This window comes from Exiguobacterium sp. s101 (assembly GCF_018617835.1).
GTDB classification, from domain to species: Bacteria; Bacillota; Bacilli; order Exiguobacteriales; family Exiguobacteriaceae; genus Exiguobacterium; species Exiguobacterium marinum.
Genome location: NZ_JACSKX010000012.1, coordinates 85,202 through 100,791, shown reverse-complemented (window position 1 = coordinate 100,791; position 15,590 = coordinate 85,202). Strand labels below are relative to the sequence as shown.

At 49.3% G+C, this 15,590-nt stretch carries 23 protein-coding genes, 2 tRNA genes and 1 rRNA gene; 20 read left to right on the top strand and 6 right to left on the bottom strand.

Annotated elements, in window-relative coordinates; translation table 11 throughout:
- From rrf to KNO76_RS11170, 3 genes are all read left to right on the top strand, one after another.
- A 5S ribosomal RNA gene (gene rrf / locus KNO76_RS11180) occupies positions 1-87 on the top strand; the annotation flags it as partial.
- 162 nt (positions 88-249) lie between these two features.
- A complete protein-coding gene (locus tag KNO76_RS11175; RefSeq protein WP_214885459.1) occupies positions 250-1,188 on the top strand; it encodes a coiled-coil domain-containing protein in 939 nt (312 codons plus the stop codon).
- 163 nt (positions 1,189-1,351) lie between these two features.
- Positions 1,352-1,993 carry a uridine kinase family protein gene (locus KNO76_RS11170; RefSeq protein WP_214885453.1) on the top strand — a complete coding sequence of 214 codons (642 nt, stop codon included), beginning with the start codon at positions 1,352-1,354 and terminating at the stop codon, positions 1,991-1,993.
- Here KNO76_RS11170 and KNO76_RS11165 read toward each other — a convergent pair.
- The gene (locus KNO76_RS11165; protein ID WP_214885451.1) at positions 1,978-2,760 is read right to left on the bottom strand and encodes a sporulation protein; all 783 of its coding nucleotides are present in this window, start codon (positions 2,758-2,760) and stop codon (positions 1,978-1,980) included. The two genes, KNO76_RS11170 and KNO76_RS11165, sit on opposite strands and share 16 nt — an antisense overlap.
- 138 nt (positions 2,761-2,898) lie before the next feature.
- Between KNO76_RS11165 and KNO76_RS11160 the strand changes: the two genes are divergently transcribed.
- The 7 genes from KNO76_RS11160 to KNO76_RS11130 all read left to right on the top strand — a co-directional run bounded on the left by KNO76_RS11160 (position 2,899) and on the right by KNO76_RS11130 (position 6,338).
- Positions 2,899-2,975: transfer RNA gene (locus KNO76_RS11160), tRNA-Met, on the top strand.
- A gap of 25 nt (positions 2,976-3,000) precedes the next feature.
- Positions 3,001-3,077: transfer RNA gene (locus KNO76_RS11155), tRNA-Met, on the top strand.
- 104 nt (positions 3,078-3,181) lie between these two features.
- Complete coding sequence (gene tsaE, locus KNO76_RS11150; RefSeq protein WP_214885444.1) at positions 3,182-3,631, top strand: tRNA (adenosine(37)-N6)-threonylcarbamoyltransferase complex ATPase subunit type 1 TsaE; 450 nt, start codon at positions 3,182-3,184, stop codon at positions 3,629-3,631.
- Positions 3,628-4,284 carry a tRNA (adenosine(37)-N6)-threonylcarbamoyltransferase complex dimerization subunit type 1 TsaB gene (gene tsaB, locus KNO76_RS11145; protein ID WP_214704155.1) on the top strand — a complete coding sequence of 219 codons (657 nt, stop codon included), beginning with the start codon at positions 3,628-3,630 and terminating at the stop codon, positions 4,282-4,284. The genes tsaE and tsaB overlap by 4 nt, the downstream gene beginning before the upstream one ends.
- On the top strand, positions 4,277-4,738 hold the full coding sequence (gene rimI, locus KNO76_RS11140) for a ribosomal protein S18-alanine N-acetyltransferase (protein ID WP_214701202.1): 462 nt from the start codon (positions 4,277-4,279) through the stop codon (positions 4,736-4,738). Before tsaB ends, rimI begins: the two co-directional genes overlap by 8 nt.
- Positions 4,735-5,757 (top strand): tRNA (adenosine(37)-N6)-threonylcarbamoyltransferase complex transferase subunit TsaD, encoded by a 1,023-nt coding sequence (gene tsaD, locus KNO76_RS11135; protein WP_026824459.1) that lies wholly within the window; start codon positions 4,735-4,737, stop codon positions 5,755-5,757. The genes rimI and tsaD overlap by 4 nt, the downstream gene beginning before the upstream one ends.
- A 14-nt stretch (positions 5,758-5,771) precedes the next feature.
- On the top strand, positions 5,772-6,338 hold the full coding sequence (locus KNO76_RS11130) for a hypothetical protein (RefSeq protein WP_214885440.1): 567 nt from the start codon (positions 5,772-5,774) through the stop codon (positions 6,336-6,338).
- A 48-nt stretch (positions 6,339-6,386) separates the two neighbouring features.
- On the opposite strand, the gene KNO76_RS11125 is transcribed toward KNO76_RS11130, so the two are convergent.
- Positions 6,387-6,794, bottom strand: a complete 408-nt coding sequence (locus KNO76_RS11125) for a hypothetical protein (protein WP_214885438.1) — start codon at positions 6,792-6,794, stop codon at positions 6,387-6,389.
- The gene (locus KNO76_RS11120; RefSeq protein WP_214885436.1) at positions 6,791-8,692 is read right to left on the bottom strand and encodes an ABC-F family ATP-binding cassette domain-containing protein; all 1,902 of its coding nucleotides are present in this window, start codon (positions 8,690-8,692) and stop codon (positions 6,791-6,793) included. The genes KNO76_RS11125 and KNO76_RS11120 overlap by 4 nt, the downstream gene beginning before the upstream one ends.
- 150 nt (positions 8,693-8,842) lie before the next feature.
- Here KNO76_RS11120 and KNO76_RS11115 point away from each other — a divergent pair, with 150 nt between their 5' ends.
- The 4 genes from KNO76_RS11115 to KNO76_RS11100 all read left to right on the top strand — a co-directional run bounded on the left by KNO76_RS11115 (position 8,843) and on the right by KNO76_RS11100 (position 12,085).
- A complete protein-coding gene (locus KNO76_RS11115; protein ID WP_026824455.1) occupies positions 8,843-9,499 on the top strand; it encodes a redox-sensing transcriptional repressor Rex in 657 nt (218 codons plus the stop codon).
- A 32-nt stretch (positions 9,500-9,531) separates the two neighbouring features.
- Positions 9,532-9,726 carry a twin-arginine translocase TatA/TatE family subunit gene (locus KNO76_RS11110; protein ID WP_214701348.1) on the top strand — a complete coding sequence of 65 codons (195 nt, stop codon included), beginning with the start codon at positions 9,532-9,534 and terminating at the stop codon, positions 9,724-9,726.
- A 3-nt stretch (positions 9,727-9,729) separates the two neighbouring features.
- Positions 9,730-10,518, top strand: coding sequence for a twin-arginine translocase subunit TatC (gene tatC / locus KNO76_RS11105; RefSeq protein WP_026824453.1), 789 nt, complete (start codon positions 9,730-9,732; stop codon positions 10,516-10,518).
- Positions 10,519-10,738: 220 nt separating this feature from the next.
- The gene (locus KNO76_RS11100; RefSeq protein ID WP_214885435.1) at positions 10,739-12,085 is read left to right on the top strand and encodes an FAD-dependent oxidoreductase; all 1,347 of its coding nucleotides are present in this window, start codon (positions 10,739-10,741) and stop codon (positions 12,083-12,085) included.
- Positions 12,086-12,120: 35 nt separating this feature from the next.
- Here the strand turns inward: KNO76_RS11100 and KNO76_RS11095 are convergent, their stop codons facing one another.
- Positions 12,121-12,303, bottom strand: coding sequence for a PspC domain-containing protein (locus tag KNO76_RS11095; RefSeq protein ID WP_214885434.1), 183 nt, complete (start codon positions 12,301-12,303; stop codon positions 12,121-12,123).
- Between the two features lie 134 nt (positions 12,304-12,437).
- Between KNO76_RS11095 and KNO76_RS11090 the strand changes: the two genes are divergently transcribed.
- The 5 genes from KNO76_RS11090 to KNO76_RS11070 all read left to right on the top strand — a co-directional run bounded on the left by KNO76_RS11090 (position 12,438) and on the right by KNO76_RS11070 (position 14,131).
- Positions 12,438-12,587, top strand: coding sequence for a hypothetical protein (locus KNO76_RS11090; RefSeq protein WP_214885433.1), 150 nt, complete (start codon positions 12,438-12,440; stop codon positions 12,585-12,587).
- Positions 12,580-12,852 carry an NAD(P)-binding domain-containing protein gene (locus tag KNO76_RS11085; protein WP_214885432.1) on the top strand — a complete coding sequence of 91 codons (273 nt, stop codon included), beginning with the start codon at positions 12,580-12,582 and terminating at the stop codon, positions 12,850-12,852. Before KNO76_RS11090 ends, KNO76_RS11085 begins: the two co-directional genes overlap by 8 nt.
- 132 nt (positions 12,853-12,984) lie before the next feature.
- Positions 12,985-13,143 carry a hypothetical protein gene (locus KNO76_RS11080; protein ID WP_214885431.1) on the top strand — a complete coding sequence of 53 codons (159 nt, stop codon included), beginning with the start codon at positions 12,985-12,987 and terminating at the stop codon, positions 13,141-13,143.
- Entirely contained in the window at positions 13,140-13,538 is a 399-nt protein-coding gene (locus KNO76_RS11075) for a hypothetical protein (RefSeq protein ID WP_214885430.1), read from the top strand. Before KNO76_RS11080 ends, KNO76_RS11075 begins: the two co-directional genes overlap by 4 nt.
- Positions 13,539-13,729: 191 nt before the next feature.
- Positions 13,730-14,131, top strand: a complete 402-nt coding sequence (locus KNO76_RS11070) for a hypothetical protein (RefSeq protein ID WP_214885428.1) — start codon at positions 13,730-13,732, stop codon at positions 14,129-14,131.
- Positions 14,132-14,145: 14 nt separating this feature from the next.
- Here the strand turns inward: KNO76_RS11070 and KNO76_RS11065 are convergent, their stop codons facing one another.
- Both KNO76_RS11065 and KNO76_RS11060 read right to left on the bottom strand, forming a co-directional pair.
- A complete protein-coding gene (locus tag KNO76_RS11065; RefSeq protein ID WP_015880600.1) occupies positions 14,146-14,355 on the bottom strand; it encodes a YdiK family protein in 210 nt (69 codons plus the stop codon).
- A 16-nt stretch (positions 14,356-14,371) separates the two neighbouring features.
- Entirely contained in the window at positions 14,372-15,067 is a 696-nt protein-coding gene (locus tag KNO76_RS11060) for a CPBP family intramembrane glutamic endopeptidase (protein WP_026824438.1), read from the bottom strand.
- Positions 15,068-15,280: 213 nt separating this feature from the next.
- Here KNO76_RS11060 and groES point away from each other — a divergent pair, with 213 nt between their 5' ends.
- Positions 15,281-15,565: a co-chaperone GroES gene (gene groES, locus KNO76_RS11055; protein WP_015880602.1), complete on the top strand. Its 285-nt coding sequence runs from the start codon at positions 15,281-15,283 to the stop codon at positions 15,563-15,565.
- The last annotated feature ends 25 nt before the right edge of the window (positions 15,566-15,590 follow it).

Below are 15,590 nucleotides of genomic sequence, written 5' to 3'. Positions count from 1 at the left end.
GTTCCCATGCCGAACACGGAAGTTAAGCGTCTCAGCGCCGAAAGTAGTTGGGGGATCTCCCCCTGTGAGGATAGGACGTTGCCAGGCAACAACGCAGAGGACGACCGAGCATACGCTCGGTCGTTTTTTTGTTTCTTTGAAACTTTGTCCCTTCTTTTTCGTACTAAGTAAGAGAAAGAGGGGATGTTTATAAATCATGAATCTCCTCAGATTGACTCATTCGATAAACAAAATGAGAGGGGAAACATCATGCAGAATCTTCAGGAGACTCAATTAGATTTACAACAGCGTATCGCCGAGCGAGATCGACTTGTTCGTAAGCAAGAGATACTAAACAAACAGCTGAAAGAGCATGAGACGGTGCGGAAAACACTACTCAATACATTCACGAAAGAACAACGGGATGTGTATGACCTTGAAAGCTTCTCGCTCGTCAACACATGGCGAAAGTTACGAGGAACGTTTGATGAACAACGGACGATTGAAATGGAAGAGGCTGCTCGCGCTGAACTGAAATTACGGGAACACGAGGCGATGATTGACGAATTGACGCTCGAACATCGAGATTTACAAGAACAGCTCGAGAGATACGAAGGAATCGACGCTGAGTGGGAGACCTTCTTAGAAACAAAAGAATCTCATCTGGTGAAAGACCCAGCTGTTCGCCGGGACTTACACCATCTCACGAATCAACAAGCCGAAACGAATGAACTTCTCATCGAGTATCGGGAAGCCGTCGTTGCCGGTAAAGCGGCACGGTCGACGATTACAAAAACACTCAAACATCTAGATAGTGCGAAGGGGTGGTCGACGTATGACACGTTCTTCGGGGGTGGCTTGATTGCCACAGCAATGAAACATGAGGCGCTAGATGCTTCCGAACAGACGATGCATGAATTACAATCTGCGTTGGAGCGCTTCTCCCGTGAATTAGCGGACGTGCAAGGGATTGTTCAGGAGTTGCATGTCGATCGAGGTTCACTCATTCAGTTCGCTGATTACTTTTTGGATGATATTTTTTCGGAATGGACGATGCATGGTCGAATCAATGATTCCTTAAATCAAGTGAACGGATTGGATCAGGAAATCAGTCAACTGATTGCTCGTATGACGAGACAAGTGGAACGGTTAGAACAGAAGCTTGACGAGACTGAAGAAAAAAGAAGACAGCTCATCTTGACACGATGAGCTGTTTGTTCATTACAATAGTTTCAGCCGTTTGACCTAAATGAGAACTTTACTCGTGACGAAGAATGGCGTGCAGATGAGCCTGTGAGATGAGAAGATGGATAAGTGGACATGAGATGGTTACATTTCCTTTGTACATCAAGTGTACCGAAGTTGGAGAATCATGGAACAACTGATTGAGGATATTGTACAAAGTGTGAAATCGAATCAACGGACACTGATTGCCATCTCCGGACATGGGGCGGCCGGAAAATCGACGTTGGCAGAAAAATTACGGAAACGACTCGGTGATATCAACCTGCTTCACACAGACCCGTATATTACAGATTCACAGTTGCGGAAACAAACGATTCTCACGTATCAACACGATGGAATGACCCATCAGTATAAGATGACGGCGTGTCATCCGGCCGCGCATCATCTGCTGTCACTCGAGCGAGATGTCCGTATGATTCGGGAAGGGATTGGGTTTTATACGATTGATGTCCCCTATCTAGAGCGGACATGGATTGATCCGGAGAAGCCAATCACGATTATTGAAGGAATGAGTGTCGCATTCCTGGATCTTTCGTCTTTTGACCAATCGATATATCTTTATACGGATGGGGAGACGGAGTTCAAGCGACGTTCGCATCGTGATATTCAGGAACGAGGGATGGAGCTGGACTATTTACACGCTTCACATGTAGAGCGACGTCTGCAATATGAATTGTTCATGCATCCGTATCGCCATCACTTCCAAACCATCGTCAATACGAGTAAGGATGAAATTCAAATTGAAAAAACCGCTCACGAGGAGCGGTGACTGCTTAACGTTTCTTGAATTCCGAGACCGAGCTGTTCTTGTTCGCGCTCGAGTTGCTCCCAAGTGAGGGAGCGATGACGCAATTCGACGTCGGTCGCCATCGATTCGAGCGTCCGTTGGGTCTCGATATTGTCGAGCCAGTAGTAAAGGTCAATCCCGTCTTCATGTAGGCGCCAAAACGATTTGACGACCTCGAACTCATCGGCCCATTCTCCGACCGGCTTGAATCCATACTTTTCAACGAACGGATAAGGGCGTTCTTCCCCGAGCGGGTCGATCACATTTCGGACGAACATCGGCTCAAGACCAGCATGAGCGGTCGCTTCGAGTAAGCGTGTTAACTCAGGCATCGGTTCGATTTCGATGTGTTCCATCACGTCAAACCAGACACGTTTCATATCTTTATCCCATAACGTTGCTTCCACACTATAGGGAGCCCCGGCAGACGAGGGAGCATACATCGTCAACTCGAACGAAAAAGGAATATCCTCTTTATCTCCGGGTCCCAACACGACAGACAGTGGGATTGGTATCTCTTGAATGTCAGATTCTCGATTGAACTCGTTTCCTTCTATAGTGATGTCTTTGAACGTCGTCAAAAAGTTTAGGGTCAATTCTTGCAGTCGGACGACATTGGTCGTCGGGTTAGATACGTGCAAGGTTCCGGTCACTACCTGCTTCGGAATGAGTGCCGCAGGGTCAAACGTGATATCAGCTTCAATCTCCGAAAAGAACCATTTTTTGAATCGGTTTCCCCATTTGGACATGGCGGTCGCGCCCCTTTTCTCTAAATTATATGCTGTTATATCTGTTCCCGATTCCTTTTTTCAAAAAACATGGAGAAAAAGGTTGCTTTTTATAACTGTCTCACTTATTATAGAGGATGTCGAAACAATTCAAACCATCGCGGGGTGGAGCAGTCTGGTAGCTCGTCGGGCTCATAACCCGAAGGTCGTCGGTTCAAATCCGGCCCCCGCAACCAATTTTTATTTAATTTCATATGTCGTCGCGGGGTGGAGCAGTCTGGTAGCTCGTCGGGCTCATAACCCGAAGGTCGTTGGTTCAAATCCAGCCCCCGCAACCAATTTTTAAATGAGATAGCGAAACGATAGCGTTTCGTGTTTTTTTTTGCTTAAAATGAAGTGTACAATGAGTACATAATGAGAAGTGATAAAAGGAGAACCATTCATGTATACATTGATTACGCATTCTGCGGCGGAGACGCAGGCAGTGGCAGAACGTTTGGCCACACTCGTCGAAGCAGGAACGGTCATCACGTTAAACGGTGACCTCGGTGCCGGCAAAACGACGTTCACACAAGGGTTCGCAAAAGGACTCGGAGTCACGCGGAACGTCAACAGTCCCACCTTCACGATTATGAAACAATACAAAGGGCGATTGCCGCTCTATCATATGGATGTCTATCGTCTCGAGAATACGGGGGATGACATCGGGCTTGAGGAATATATCAACGGTGACGGTGTCGCCATCGTGGAGTGGTCGAACTTAATCGAGTCCTCGCTTCCGGAAGAACACTTGGCCATCGCGATTGAACGGGTCAGCGACGAAGAACGGAAACTGACACTCGCTCCGATGGGTGAGCGTTACGTTCAAATCGCCAAGGAGGTGCTCGCATGAAGCAATTGATGATTGATACCGCGACGACACGTTTATCTGTCGCGTTAAGTGAGGCTGGAGAGATTCAAGCCGAAGCGACGGTCATGGTCTCAAAAAATCATGCGGTCACCCTCATGCCGATGATCGAACAGCTTATGGCAGCAGTCAAATGGACACCGAACATGCTTGAGCGCATCGTTGTCACGACAGGACCTGGGTCGTACACGGGAATTCGGATTGGAGTGACGACGGCGAAAACACTCGCTTATACGCTCAATCTTCCGCTCATCGGGGTATCTGCCCTAAAGCTTATGGCAGCGGCCCCAAATACGGACTTGCCGGTCGTCTCGTTGATTGACGCACGCCGTGGCAACGCGTATATCGGATACTATCAGCACAACAAGGCACTGACAGACGATCAGCACGCCTCGGTCGCGGACTGGTTACGATTGAATAGCCAAGGGCGTTTCCTTATCGTCGGAGACGTGGAGCCGTTCCGTGACGTGTTAAGCGAATACGACTATATCGAAGCACCGGCTGCCCATCGATACGGGCGCGCGAGTGATTTGGTCGTATTCAGCGATGAGACGAGCGACGTCCATGCGTTTGAACCAGAGTATTTGCGTCTCGCCGAAGCAGAAGCGAAATGGTTAGAGGGTCAAAACAATGGCTGACGTGAAAATTCGTCGGATGACGTGGCTCGATGTCGAAGAAGTGACAAAAGTCGAGAAAGCGTCGTTCTCTATTCCATGGACAAAAGAAGCGTTCATGAATGAAATGCTCCGAAATGAACAAGCGATTTATTTTGTCGCGGTCCATGACAAACGGGTCGTCGGTTTTGTCGGGGTATGGCAAATCGTCGATGAAGGACATATCACGAACATTGCCGTCTTACCTGAATTTCGGGGGCAAGGGATTGGCAATCAACTGTTAGCGGAACTCGTCACATTCGCCAAGTCGAAAGGACTTGTCGGATTGACGTTAGAAGTCCGTGTGTCAAACGTCGGCGCGCAAAAACTGTATGAACAGTTCGGTTTTATGCAAGCTGGACGGAGAAGGCGCTACTATCAGGATAATAATGAAGACGCCTATATTTATTGGGCGAAGTTAGGAAGTGAATCAGAATGAACACATCACTGATCCTCTCAATCGAGTCGAGCTGTGACGAGACGTCCGTTGCGCTCGTCAAAGACGGAAAGACGTTATTGTCAAACGTCGTCTCTTCTCAAATCGAGAGTCATAAACGATTTGGTGGCGTCGTCCCTGAAGTGGCGTCCCGTCATCATGTCGAGCGTATCACGTATGTCATTGACGACGCGTTAAGCGAAGCAGGCGTGAAGATGGAAGATGTGGACGCGGTCGCAGTCACACAAGGACCGGGTCTCGTCGGTGCCCTTCTCGTCGGCATCAGTGCAGCCAAAGCATTGGCGTTCGCCCATCAAAAACCGCTCATCGGCGTCCATCATATCGCGGGACATATTTACGCGAATGAACTCGTCGAAGAGATGCAATTCCCGCTCGTCTGTCTCGTCGTCTCAGGAGGCCACACGGAACTCGTCTATATGCCAGAACATGGTGTCTTCGAAGTCATCGGTGAGACACGTGATGACGCGGCGGGTGAGGCATACGATAAGGTCGCGCGCACGCTCAGTCTCCCCTATCCGGGTGGACCTGCGATTGACCGCTTGGCTGCGCTCGGGGAAGACACGTATAACTTCCCACGCGTTCGTCTCGAACCAGGTAGCTTTGACTTCAGTTTCAGTGGCTTGAAGTCATCGGTCATCAACGCCGTACACAATGCGGAGCAACGTGGAGAGACGGTCATCCCAGAAAATTTGGCGGCGAGCTTCCAAGCGAGTGTCGTCGAAGTACTCGTCGAGAAAGCGATTCGTGCCGTGAAGGAAAAAGGGGCGAAGCAATTGCTCGTCGCAGGTGGTGTCGCGGCGAACCGTGGCCTCCGCGCAGCACTTCAAGACACAACTGCTGCCGAAGGGATTCAACTCGTCATTCCACCACTTGACCTATGTGGGGACAACGCCGGCATGATTGGGGTTGCGGCACATCACGCGTATGTGCGCGGTAAGCGCGATACACTAGCGATGAATGCGGTTCCTGGGTTATCCTTAGAAGAGAGCATGACAGTCTAGGGGGAAATAGAGACATGACGAAACGCATCATCATCGGAGGACTCATCGTACTACTCGTCGTTGCGACGTTCTTACAAGTACGTGAGATCATCCGCGCTTACAATATCGCCTATCAAGAAGAAATTGTTCCAGAAGAGACACGAGTGAAGTCATTGACTGGAGAAGACACATTGGAGGGCATCGGTCGCGTGACCGGAGAGAATACGCTCATCGAGTCACTATATGGCTACACAAGTGTCGTCGACCAAGAGCCAGAGCGTGTGATCGTCGTCGATCGCAATCTCGGGGTACAGCCAAAAGCGAGCGATGCTTATTATGAAATCGAGCGGGGTCGCGAGGCAACGGAAGAAGAAGCGGCGAAGTTTGATGATTTGATCGAGGAGCTCGACGAACAGCAGCTGTTCGCGCAAGTCATCTCGACACACGAGGCACGCTATGTGACGAATGGCGAAAAGCTGATGACGTTCTATAAGGTGTTCACACGTGACGTCGATACGAACGAGGCTGTCTTCTTTATCGCTGAGGACGGGACGAAGCTCGACTTCCATACGGTAGGATTCCAGCCGTTACGATATTTCTAATATAAAGAGAGGCCGGCGTATGACAACGCTGACCTCTCTTTTTACTGTTTACGCTTTTGGTTGTCGATAATTCTCTCGATGCCATGTGTTGATACGACTCATGATGAACACGAGAAGGGCGAGAATCCACATGAAGAGTGTCTCTTCGTAGAAGTGGGCCCATACCGAGCCTGGCGCATAGAACGTATGAACGGTCACGTCGACCGGCCAGACGACGATGCGAATGAAGAGCGTGCTCATGAGCAATCCACTGAAGAGACTGAGCAAGATCCCTGGCCACGTCTGAATGATGAAGCCGATGACGACAGGCAAAAAGTAAAAGAGAATAGACGGGACGATCGTCGGCTCACCGCGGATGAGTTCAGATACGAACTCGGTCCCGGTCGGCACGATGTAGGCGAGTCCCGTGAGGAACGCTTGAATGAACTCGATTCGCATGGCACGGGTACGCATCATGTATGGAGTTCCTCCCATTCCGCATAAAGTGCGGTGATCGATTCTTTCGCTGCGTCCGATTCGGTCGATAGTTCTTGGGCACGGGCGAAGTCGTTGAAGACGTCCGGCTCACACAGCAACTGTTCGATCTCGTCGAGACGCTTCTCATGTTGCTCGATCGCCAGCTCGATCTCTTCGATGCGCTGTTTGATCCGGCGCTCTTCCCGTTGCTGTTCCTTGTCGGCGCGTTGTTTTTTCACGACGATCTGCTTCGTCTCCTCACGGGCGAGTCGTGCGAGTTCTTCGAGCTCTTCTTTCTTCTCGACGTAGTACGAATAGTCTCCGAGATACTCATCGATGCCGTTCGGCGTGATCTCTAATACACGTGTCGCGAGACGGTCGATGAAGTAGCGGTCATGCGAGACGAAAAGGATCGTGCCCGGATAGTCGAGGAGGGCATTCTCTAAAATCATCTTCGAGTCGAGATCCAAGTGGTTCGTCGGCTCGTCTAAGATGAGGAGGTTCGGTTGCTCGAGCTTCAGCTTGGCCAACGTAAGACGTGCCCGTTCACCACCCGATAGTTCGAGGACACGTTTCGTGACGTCATCGCCGCTGAAGAGGAACTGACCGAGAAGACTCCGCACTTCTTGCTCACGCATGAGCGGCCAGTCGTTCCAAATCTCATCGATGACACGGTTTGTGTCAGACAAGTTTTGTTGCTCCTGATCGTAGTAGCCGATCTCGACGCCGGTCCCGTAACGGATCTCACCCGTGAGGACGGCTTGTTGTTTCGTCAACACTTTGAGTAATGTCGACTTCCCGACCCCGTTCGGACCGACGAGCGCGACGGATTCACCGCGCTGCAGCTGGAAGCGGAGATTTTTGGCGATTGCTTCCTCATACCCGATGGCGAGGTCACTCGCGCTCAATACATCGTTCCCACTCTGGCGTTTGATAGAGAACGAGAGGACAGCACTGCGTTCGTCACCGTCCGGAGCATCGAGACGGTCGACTTTCTCGAGACGCTTCCGTACGCTTTGCGCCCGTTTCGTCGTCGTCGCCCGGGCGATGTTTCGCTGGATGAAGTCCTGCATCTTGGCAATCTCTTCTTGCTGCGACTCGAACTGCTTCTTCTCTTGTTCGTAAAGGGCAGCCTTCTGCTCGAGATACTTCGTATAGTTCCCGACGAAGCGACGGCTCCGATGACGTGACAGCTCATAGACGACCGAAACGACACGGTCGAGGAAGTACCGGTCGTGGGAGACGATGAGGACAGCTCCTTTATAGCCGCCCAAGTACTTCTCGAGCCAGGCGAGCGTCTCGATGTCCAAATGGTTCGTCGGCTCATCCAAGATGAGCAGGTCAGGACTTTGAAGGAGCATCTTCGCCAAGGCGAGACGTGTCCGTTGTCCCCCGGATAGCGTGTCGATGCGACGTTCGAAGTCATCCGGATAGAAGCGCATCCCATGGAGGACCGAGCGGATGGTCGCTTCATACTGGTAACCGCCACGCTCTTTGAACGTATGCTGCTCTTCATCGTAAGAAGAGAGGAGACGTTCGTACGCAGCGGCGTCATTTAGGATTCGTTCGGATCCCATGTCGGCTTCCATGCGACGGAGCGTCTTCTCCTGCTCGATCAAGTCCGTGAAGACGGTGAGCATCTCGTTCCAGATCGTCTCGTCGGATTCGAGCCCTGAGTCTTGGGCGAGATAGCCGATGGTGACGTCTTTTGGCTTCATGATGTCCCCGGAATCATAGTTGTATTCACCAGCGATGACTTTCAAAAGTGTGGACTTACCGGCACCGTTCCGACCGACGAGGGCGACACGTTCACCTTCCTGGATTTCGAGTTTTACGTTTTCTAAAATCGGCTCGACGCCGAAGGATTTGGATAAGTTGTTGACTTGCAGTAGGATCAAGTGAAAAAACCCCTTTCTCTCTATTTAGTATACTGTATTTTTCAGCGATTTTAGGTATATTCGTTGAGTGGTCATGTGAATTCGTTTACAATCAAGGTGTATGAAATTCAGATTCGTTTGTAACGTGTCGTAAAAAGGAGGCTCTTTCCGTTGAGTCAAAACGAACCAAAGATTCCACAAGCGACAGCCAAACGGTTGCCACTATACTATCGATTTATTCAAAGCCTGCATGCGTCAGGGAAACAACGTGTCTCTTCAGCAGAACTGAGTGAGGCGGTCAAGGTCGATTCGGCTACGATTCGCCGTGATTTCTCGTACTTCGGTGCGCTCGGTAAAAAGGGATATGGCTATAACGTGCAGTATCTGTTAGACTTTTTCCGAAAGACACTGAATCAAGACGAGATTACGAATGTCGCCTTGGTCGGGGTCGGTCACCTTGGGACGGCATTCGTCAACTATAACTTCCTTAAAAACAATAACACACATATCGTCGTCGGGTTCGACGCAGACGAGACAAAAGTCGGCACGACGATGTCAGGCGTCCCAATTCATCACGTCGATGAGATGGAACAGATTATGAAGCAAAACAAGATCGACGTCGCCATTTTGACGGTACCTTCTGCCTATGCGCAGCCCGTCGCAGACGACTTGGTGCGATTCGGCATCAAGGGTATCTTGAACTTCACACCGGCACGACTCACTGTACCGGACACCGTTCGCGTCCATCACATCGATTTGTCGATTGAGCTGCAGTCACTCATTTACTTTATGCAACACTATCCAACCGCTGAGGGGGTCCATCAATAATGGAATTACTAGCATCATCACTCGTCGTCGGGATGCCAGGTGGGGTGAGTCTATTTGTCATCGCCATCATCGCACTCATTCTCTTCGGACCGAAGAAATTACCGGAGTTTGGTCGCGCGGCCGGGCAGACGCTTCGTGAGTTCAAAAATGCAACGAACGGCATGATGAACGAGCACGACGAGAACGACAAGAACGACAAGAAAGCTATCGAAAAGAAAGAGCAGTAAGCCATGAATCATCAACCTGATCAAGAGCGGGAACTCACCGATCACTTGACAGAGCTGCGGAGACGACTGATGCTATCTGCATTTGTCGTCTTTGCCTTCTTTTTGATGGCTTTGCCGAGTGTCAAATATGTACTCGCATACTTGCAAGAAGATCTCATCGAACGTGGGCTCGAACTGAACGCCTTTGGGGTCGCGGACCCACTCATGATTTACTTGAACTTGGCGCTCGTCATCGGCCTGATTGCGGCGAGCCCATTCCTACTGTATCAAGTGTGGGCGTTTGTCGCACCCGGTCTGCATCCGAATGAGCGGAAAGGCACGCTTGCCTATATCCCGATCATCTTCGGATTGTTCTTGATTGGTCTTGCGTTCGCCTACTATTGGTTGTTCCCGCTCGTCCTCGATATCTCGACGGACCTCGGGCAAGACCTCGGACTCGAACAACTCATCGGGGCCAATAATTACTTCACGTTCTTGTTGCAGCTGACAATTCCGTTCGGTCTATTATTCCAATTACCGGTCGTGACGATGTTCCTCACCCGGATCGGTGTCGTGACCCCGTACTTCTTATCGAAGATTCGAAAGTACGCGTACTTTGCGCTATTCGTGGTCGCGGCGTTCATCACACCACCGGACTTGACGTCGCACCTCATGGTGTCACTACCGCTCTTCTTCCTATACGAGATCAGCTTATCGATTTCACGTATCACCTATAAAGGGGTGCTGCGCCGGGAGAAAGAAGCGATGGTGCAAGAACAGATGGATTTAATGAAACAGATGAATGAGAAATGAGCATCGTTCCGTAAATGGGATGGTGCTTTTTTGTGTATTACACTCTAGCTCAACAGGACTTTCATGCTGTTCAAACTTTAGACACTTTTAAGTGAAATAGTGAGCATAGTCGTTGAACCTTATATTGTGAAATAGTACACTAAGATCAAGGATTAAGTGTGATGTTTATCACAATGTAAAACGAAACGTATTGTCTAACATAAAAGGAGAGACGACTCATATGAAAATCGCAGTCATCGGATGTACACACGCAGGAACAGCAGCTGTCAAAGGATTACTCGCCAAGCATGACAATCTCGACATCACCGTTTACGAGCGGAACGATAATGTCAGCTTCCTTTCGTGTGGGATCGCGCTCCACGTCGGTGGGGTCGTCCAACGTGCGGAAGAGTTGTTCTACTCCTCTCCACGTGAACTTAAAGAACTCGGTGCGACGATGCGCATGAAACATGACGTCTTGTCGATCGACTCCGAAGCGAAGACGGTCCACGCCAAAAATCTTGAGACCGGGGAAGACGTGCATGACACGTATGACCGCTTGATTGTCACGACAGGTTCATGGCCAATCGTCCCAACGCTTCCGGGGATCGAGATGAACGGAATCGAGCTCTGTAAAAACTACGCGCATGCCCAACGCATCATCGAACGCGCGACAGATGCGACGAAGATTGCCGTCATCGGGGCGGGCTATATCGGAGTCGAACTCGTCGAAGCGTTCGAAGCATACGGAAAACATGTCACATTTATCGATAGTGCCGACCGCATCTTGAATAAATATCTCGACAAGTCGTTCACGGATCAATTAGAAGCGGACATGACAAATCGCGGAATCGATCTTGAACTCGGCCAGACGGTCGATGCGTTCCGTGGAACAGATGGGAACGTCACACATGTCGTGACAGACAAAGGTGAATTCGAAGCGGATCTCGTCATCTTGTGCGTCGGATTCCGTCCGAATACAGGACTCCTAGAAGGACAGGTCGACATGCTCGGGAACGGCGCCATCATCGTCGATGACTACATGCGCACGAGCAACCCGGACATCTTTGCGGCGGGGGACAGCTGTGCCGTCTACTACAACCCGGCACGCACACACGCTTATATCCCACTTGCGACGAACGCTGTCCGCATGGGAACACTCGTCGCGGAGAACTTGATGCAACCACGAGTCCGCTACCAAGGAACACAAGGAACGTCAGGACTTCGACTCTATGACTGGAATATCGCGTCGTCTGGATTAACGGAAGAAGCGGCAGCACTCTTTGGGCTCGAAGTCGAAAGTGTCGTCATCGAAGACGCGTATCGTCCGGAGTTTATGCCGACCGCAGAGAAAGTCGAATTCAAACTCGTCTATGAAAAAGGAACACACCGTATTGTCGGTGGACAAGTGTTATCGAAAGCGGATTTGACGCAAGCGGTCAACACACTCTCGCTAGCCATCCAAAACGAGATGACAATCGAAGAGCTCGCCTATGTCGACTTCTTCTTCCAACCGCACTACAACAAACCATGGCACTTCCTGAACAGCGGAGCGCTTGAAGCGATGAAAGACAAAGTGAATGCCTAACGAAAAACGCGGAAGCTAAAAGCTTTCGCGTTTTCTTATAGATAGCGTGGCGCATCTTTCATCAAGTTGGCAAGAAGGATGTAGATGAGAAAGTTAGCCGGCAAAAAAACGAATAGTAGCCGAATACCGAGTGAAGAGATGTTCACGTATTCAGCGATCCCACCGCATACACCGGCAATCGAGCGGTCGGTCGCCGACTTACGAAGTGTACGTTGCATAGCAAAACTCCTTATGAGTTGATATGTAAATTTTACCATAATAAGTGCATAAAACATCCTCGTCGATTGATTTGTTAATGTAGATTATTTACAAGTTACTCGGGGAGCGATTCGAACAGACCGGTTATGAGGTGGTGTATGGAGCACACACAGAGCGGGAAGGGGTGTTGACGTTACAGGAGGTCGCCTCGACGAGTGATGTTTTATTGCTATGTACACCGTTTGCGGAAGCGGTCGACCTGTTACCAACACTCGCTGGATTGGATGGGGAAAGTATTGATTGATGTGACGAATCCGATTACGATTGAGTTTTTCGAAGTGGAGCGGCCGGACGGAGTGTCAGGTGCGGAGTATTTGCAACGACTCATTCCGGATAAGAAAGTTGTGAAGACGTTCAATCAGACGGGGGTCGAGAATTTAGGCAATCCGGACGGGTCCGTCATGTTCGTCGCGGGTGAAGATGAGGAAGCGGTGCGGCTTGTCGTCGAGCTATCAAACAAAATCGACTTCGCTATTTACATACAGCAACTCTTCTGTTGTCAGATTTGAAGTGGAATAACTCATCATGATTTCCTACTTTCTTAAATTGAAATTGTTATAATGAATGCAGGTTTCATTGTGATAAATAAAGTGATTCCTACGAATTACTAAAAGATATTTATAACAAAGAGGAGAATTTAGATGGTATTAGCGATTTTGACGTTCATCGTCGCATTTGTTCATGTCGTCGGTGGGGCGGTCGCGCTTCATCAATATCCACAATATAAGCGTATGGCCATCGGGGCGATTGTACTCGGGTTTGTCTACGGTGTGTTGACCGTGGCGGTGATTGGATTATGAAGTGGGGGTCGAGCGAATCACTTCGTTCGCGACTTCAAATGAAGAGCGGTTATCAATTAGGGACATACTTATTTTTAGGGCTCATCATCTTTGATTTACTCTTAGGCGACGTTCCGAGAATCTCGTTTGTGATGTATGCGTTGTTCTTTTACTTTTGGCAGCGGGAACGTGTAGAAAAAGAAGAAAAGGGATTAGCGGAGAAGATGAAGCGGAAGTCGGATGAGTGGACGATCACATTCGTCGTTTTTCTTTGTTTGGTAGGCTATGTGCTCTCCCTTGGCCTACGATATCCATCTGTTTCGTTGCTCGAACTGAGCATTTATGGCTTCTCGACAATCTTCTGCATTCGGGCGTTGACCTTGATCTATGCGATGCACCAACAACAGCTCGACTAAAAACCATCCCTTCGCTGAGAAAGGATGGGTTTGATTTAGGACGCCGCTCGTCGTAGGACGAGCTTTTCTTTTACGCTCTATAACGAGGAGCGGACCATTCCGTTCCCGGTCGAGCTGAAGGACGTCTGTGTCGACTTGTTCGGCTATTTTGATTTTGCAAAACTATGGATTCCGTCGTAAGGAGGGGTATGATGAGGAAAAAACTATTGTTGGCATTTCTTTTATTCAATCCAATCGTATTTTTGATTGGATGGTGGAATGGGGAATGGGTGATGATTACAGTGGCGGGATTCGGTGTTATCTTCCATGCACTTTATCAGGAGCAACTCGAACAGTTCGACGAAGAGAAGGTGAAGTCATTGATGCAAAATATCGATTCGAAACTCATCTCATCGATTGGTTTTCTTTCAATTTTTAGCCTTTTTGTCGTCGTCTGGTTTTTTAACGAGATGACAGTTCCGTTGCTTGATACGATGTACGTCGTGTTTGGGGTTATCATGACGCGTCGTGGTCTGTTGATTCGTAGTGCAGTACTCCATGAAAAGATTGATTTGACGAACGTCATCCATATAAAGAAAACCCCGAGCTCGTAAGACTCGGGGTTTCGTTATGCGGATTTGTCCGTGCCTTCTTTTTTGACTTTTCGAGCGAGTGCCAAGATTTGATACACTTTGAAAAAGTCGTAAGCGGCGACGGCGATGATGAAGTACGTCCAGAAGCTGAAGCCGTACTCTTGTACCGAGAAGTACGCGAGGACGGTGAACAACACACCGAACGAGAGACTGAAGAGCATCATCACTTTTAGTTGTCGCGGCATAACTGCCACCTCATTTCTACATTAAAAATAGTACGAGCATCACGAGCGCGTTGTTGAACGCGTGGATGGCGATTGGAACGATCAATCGTCTTGTCTTCGCATACGCATATGAGAACGCGAAACTCATCGCGATATAGACGAGGAACCGATTGTCTTGGTGGATGAGCGCGAATAGGATCGAACTGACCCCAAAGGCGATCCAGAACCCGAAGCGTGCATTCAAGTTCCCGAACAAGATGTGACGGAAGAGAATCTCTTCGATGATTGGTCCGAGCAAAATAACCGGCAAAATCAGGAGTGGAATGACTTCCACCATCTCGGCAATGTTTTGCGTGTTCATCGATTCGACGAGGTCACCAGAGATGGCCGTCTCAATCAAATTCGCCACGATGACGAGCCCGTATTGCATCAAAATCCCGAGCCCGATCCATTTGACCGTGTCGTTCAAGTTCGATTGGATGCCTTGCGCTTTGTATTGCTTCAAATCCGGCCAGATGAGAAGGATTGACAGAACAATCGTCACACCGAATCCGATGGCGAGCCAGAGCCCGACGAACGTTTCCGTTAACCATTCCGGTCGTACTTCAGTGAGGACGAGCGGGAATAGTTGAACGAACGCATAGAGTAAAATCGGGGTGAGGTGCCGGAGACGAATGTTAGGCGCCATCGAAAAACGGGTATTTATCGATTGGTTTGAGTTTAGTGTAGCCAATTCAACACGTCCTTAATCATAAAAATGAACTTACCTTTTTCTCATTGTAACAAATAAGTTCTCTTGACCGCGAGTAAGAGCATTTTTTAATGTATCCTACTTGATTTTTTAATCGTCGCATACTACACTTATCAATGTTAGCACTCCTTTTAACTGAGTGCTAAAACCTTACGATACACATTACATCATTCATATTCGGAGGAGGGTTTTTCCATGTTAAAACCACTAGGCGATCGTGTCATCATCGAAGTCGTGGAGAAAGAAGAAAAGACGATCGGGGGCATCGTGCTTCCTGATACGGCGAAAGAAAAGCCGCAACAAGGGAAAGTCGTCGCAGTCGGTACAGGCCGCGTGACGGACGAAGGCAAGCGCATCGATCTCGACGTGAAAGAAAATGATTTGGTCATCTACTCGAAGTACGCAGGTACCGAAGTGAAGCATGATGGAAAAGAGTACTTAATCGTTCGCGAGAGCGACATTCTCGCAATCGTAGGCTAAGCACCATTATTCAAATACTTTTTTA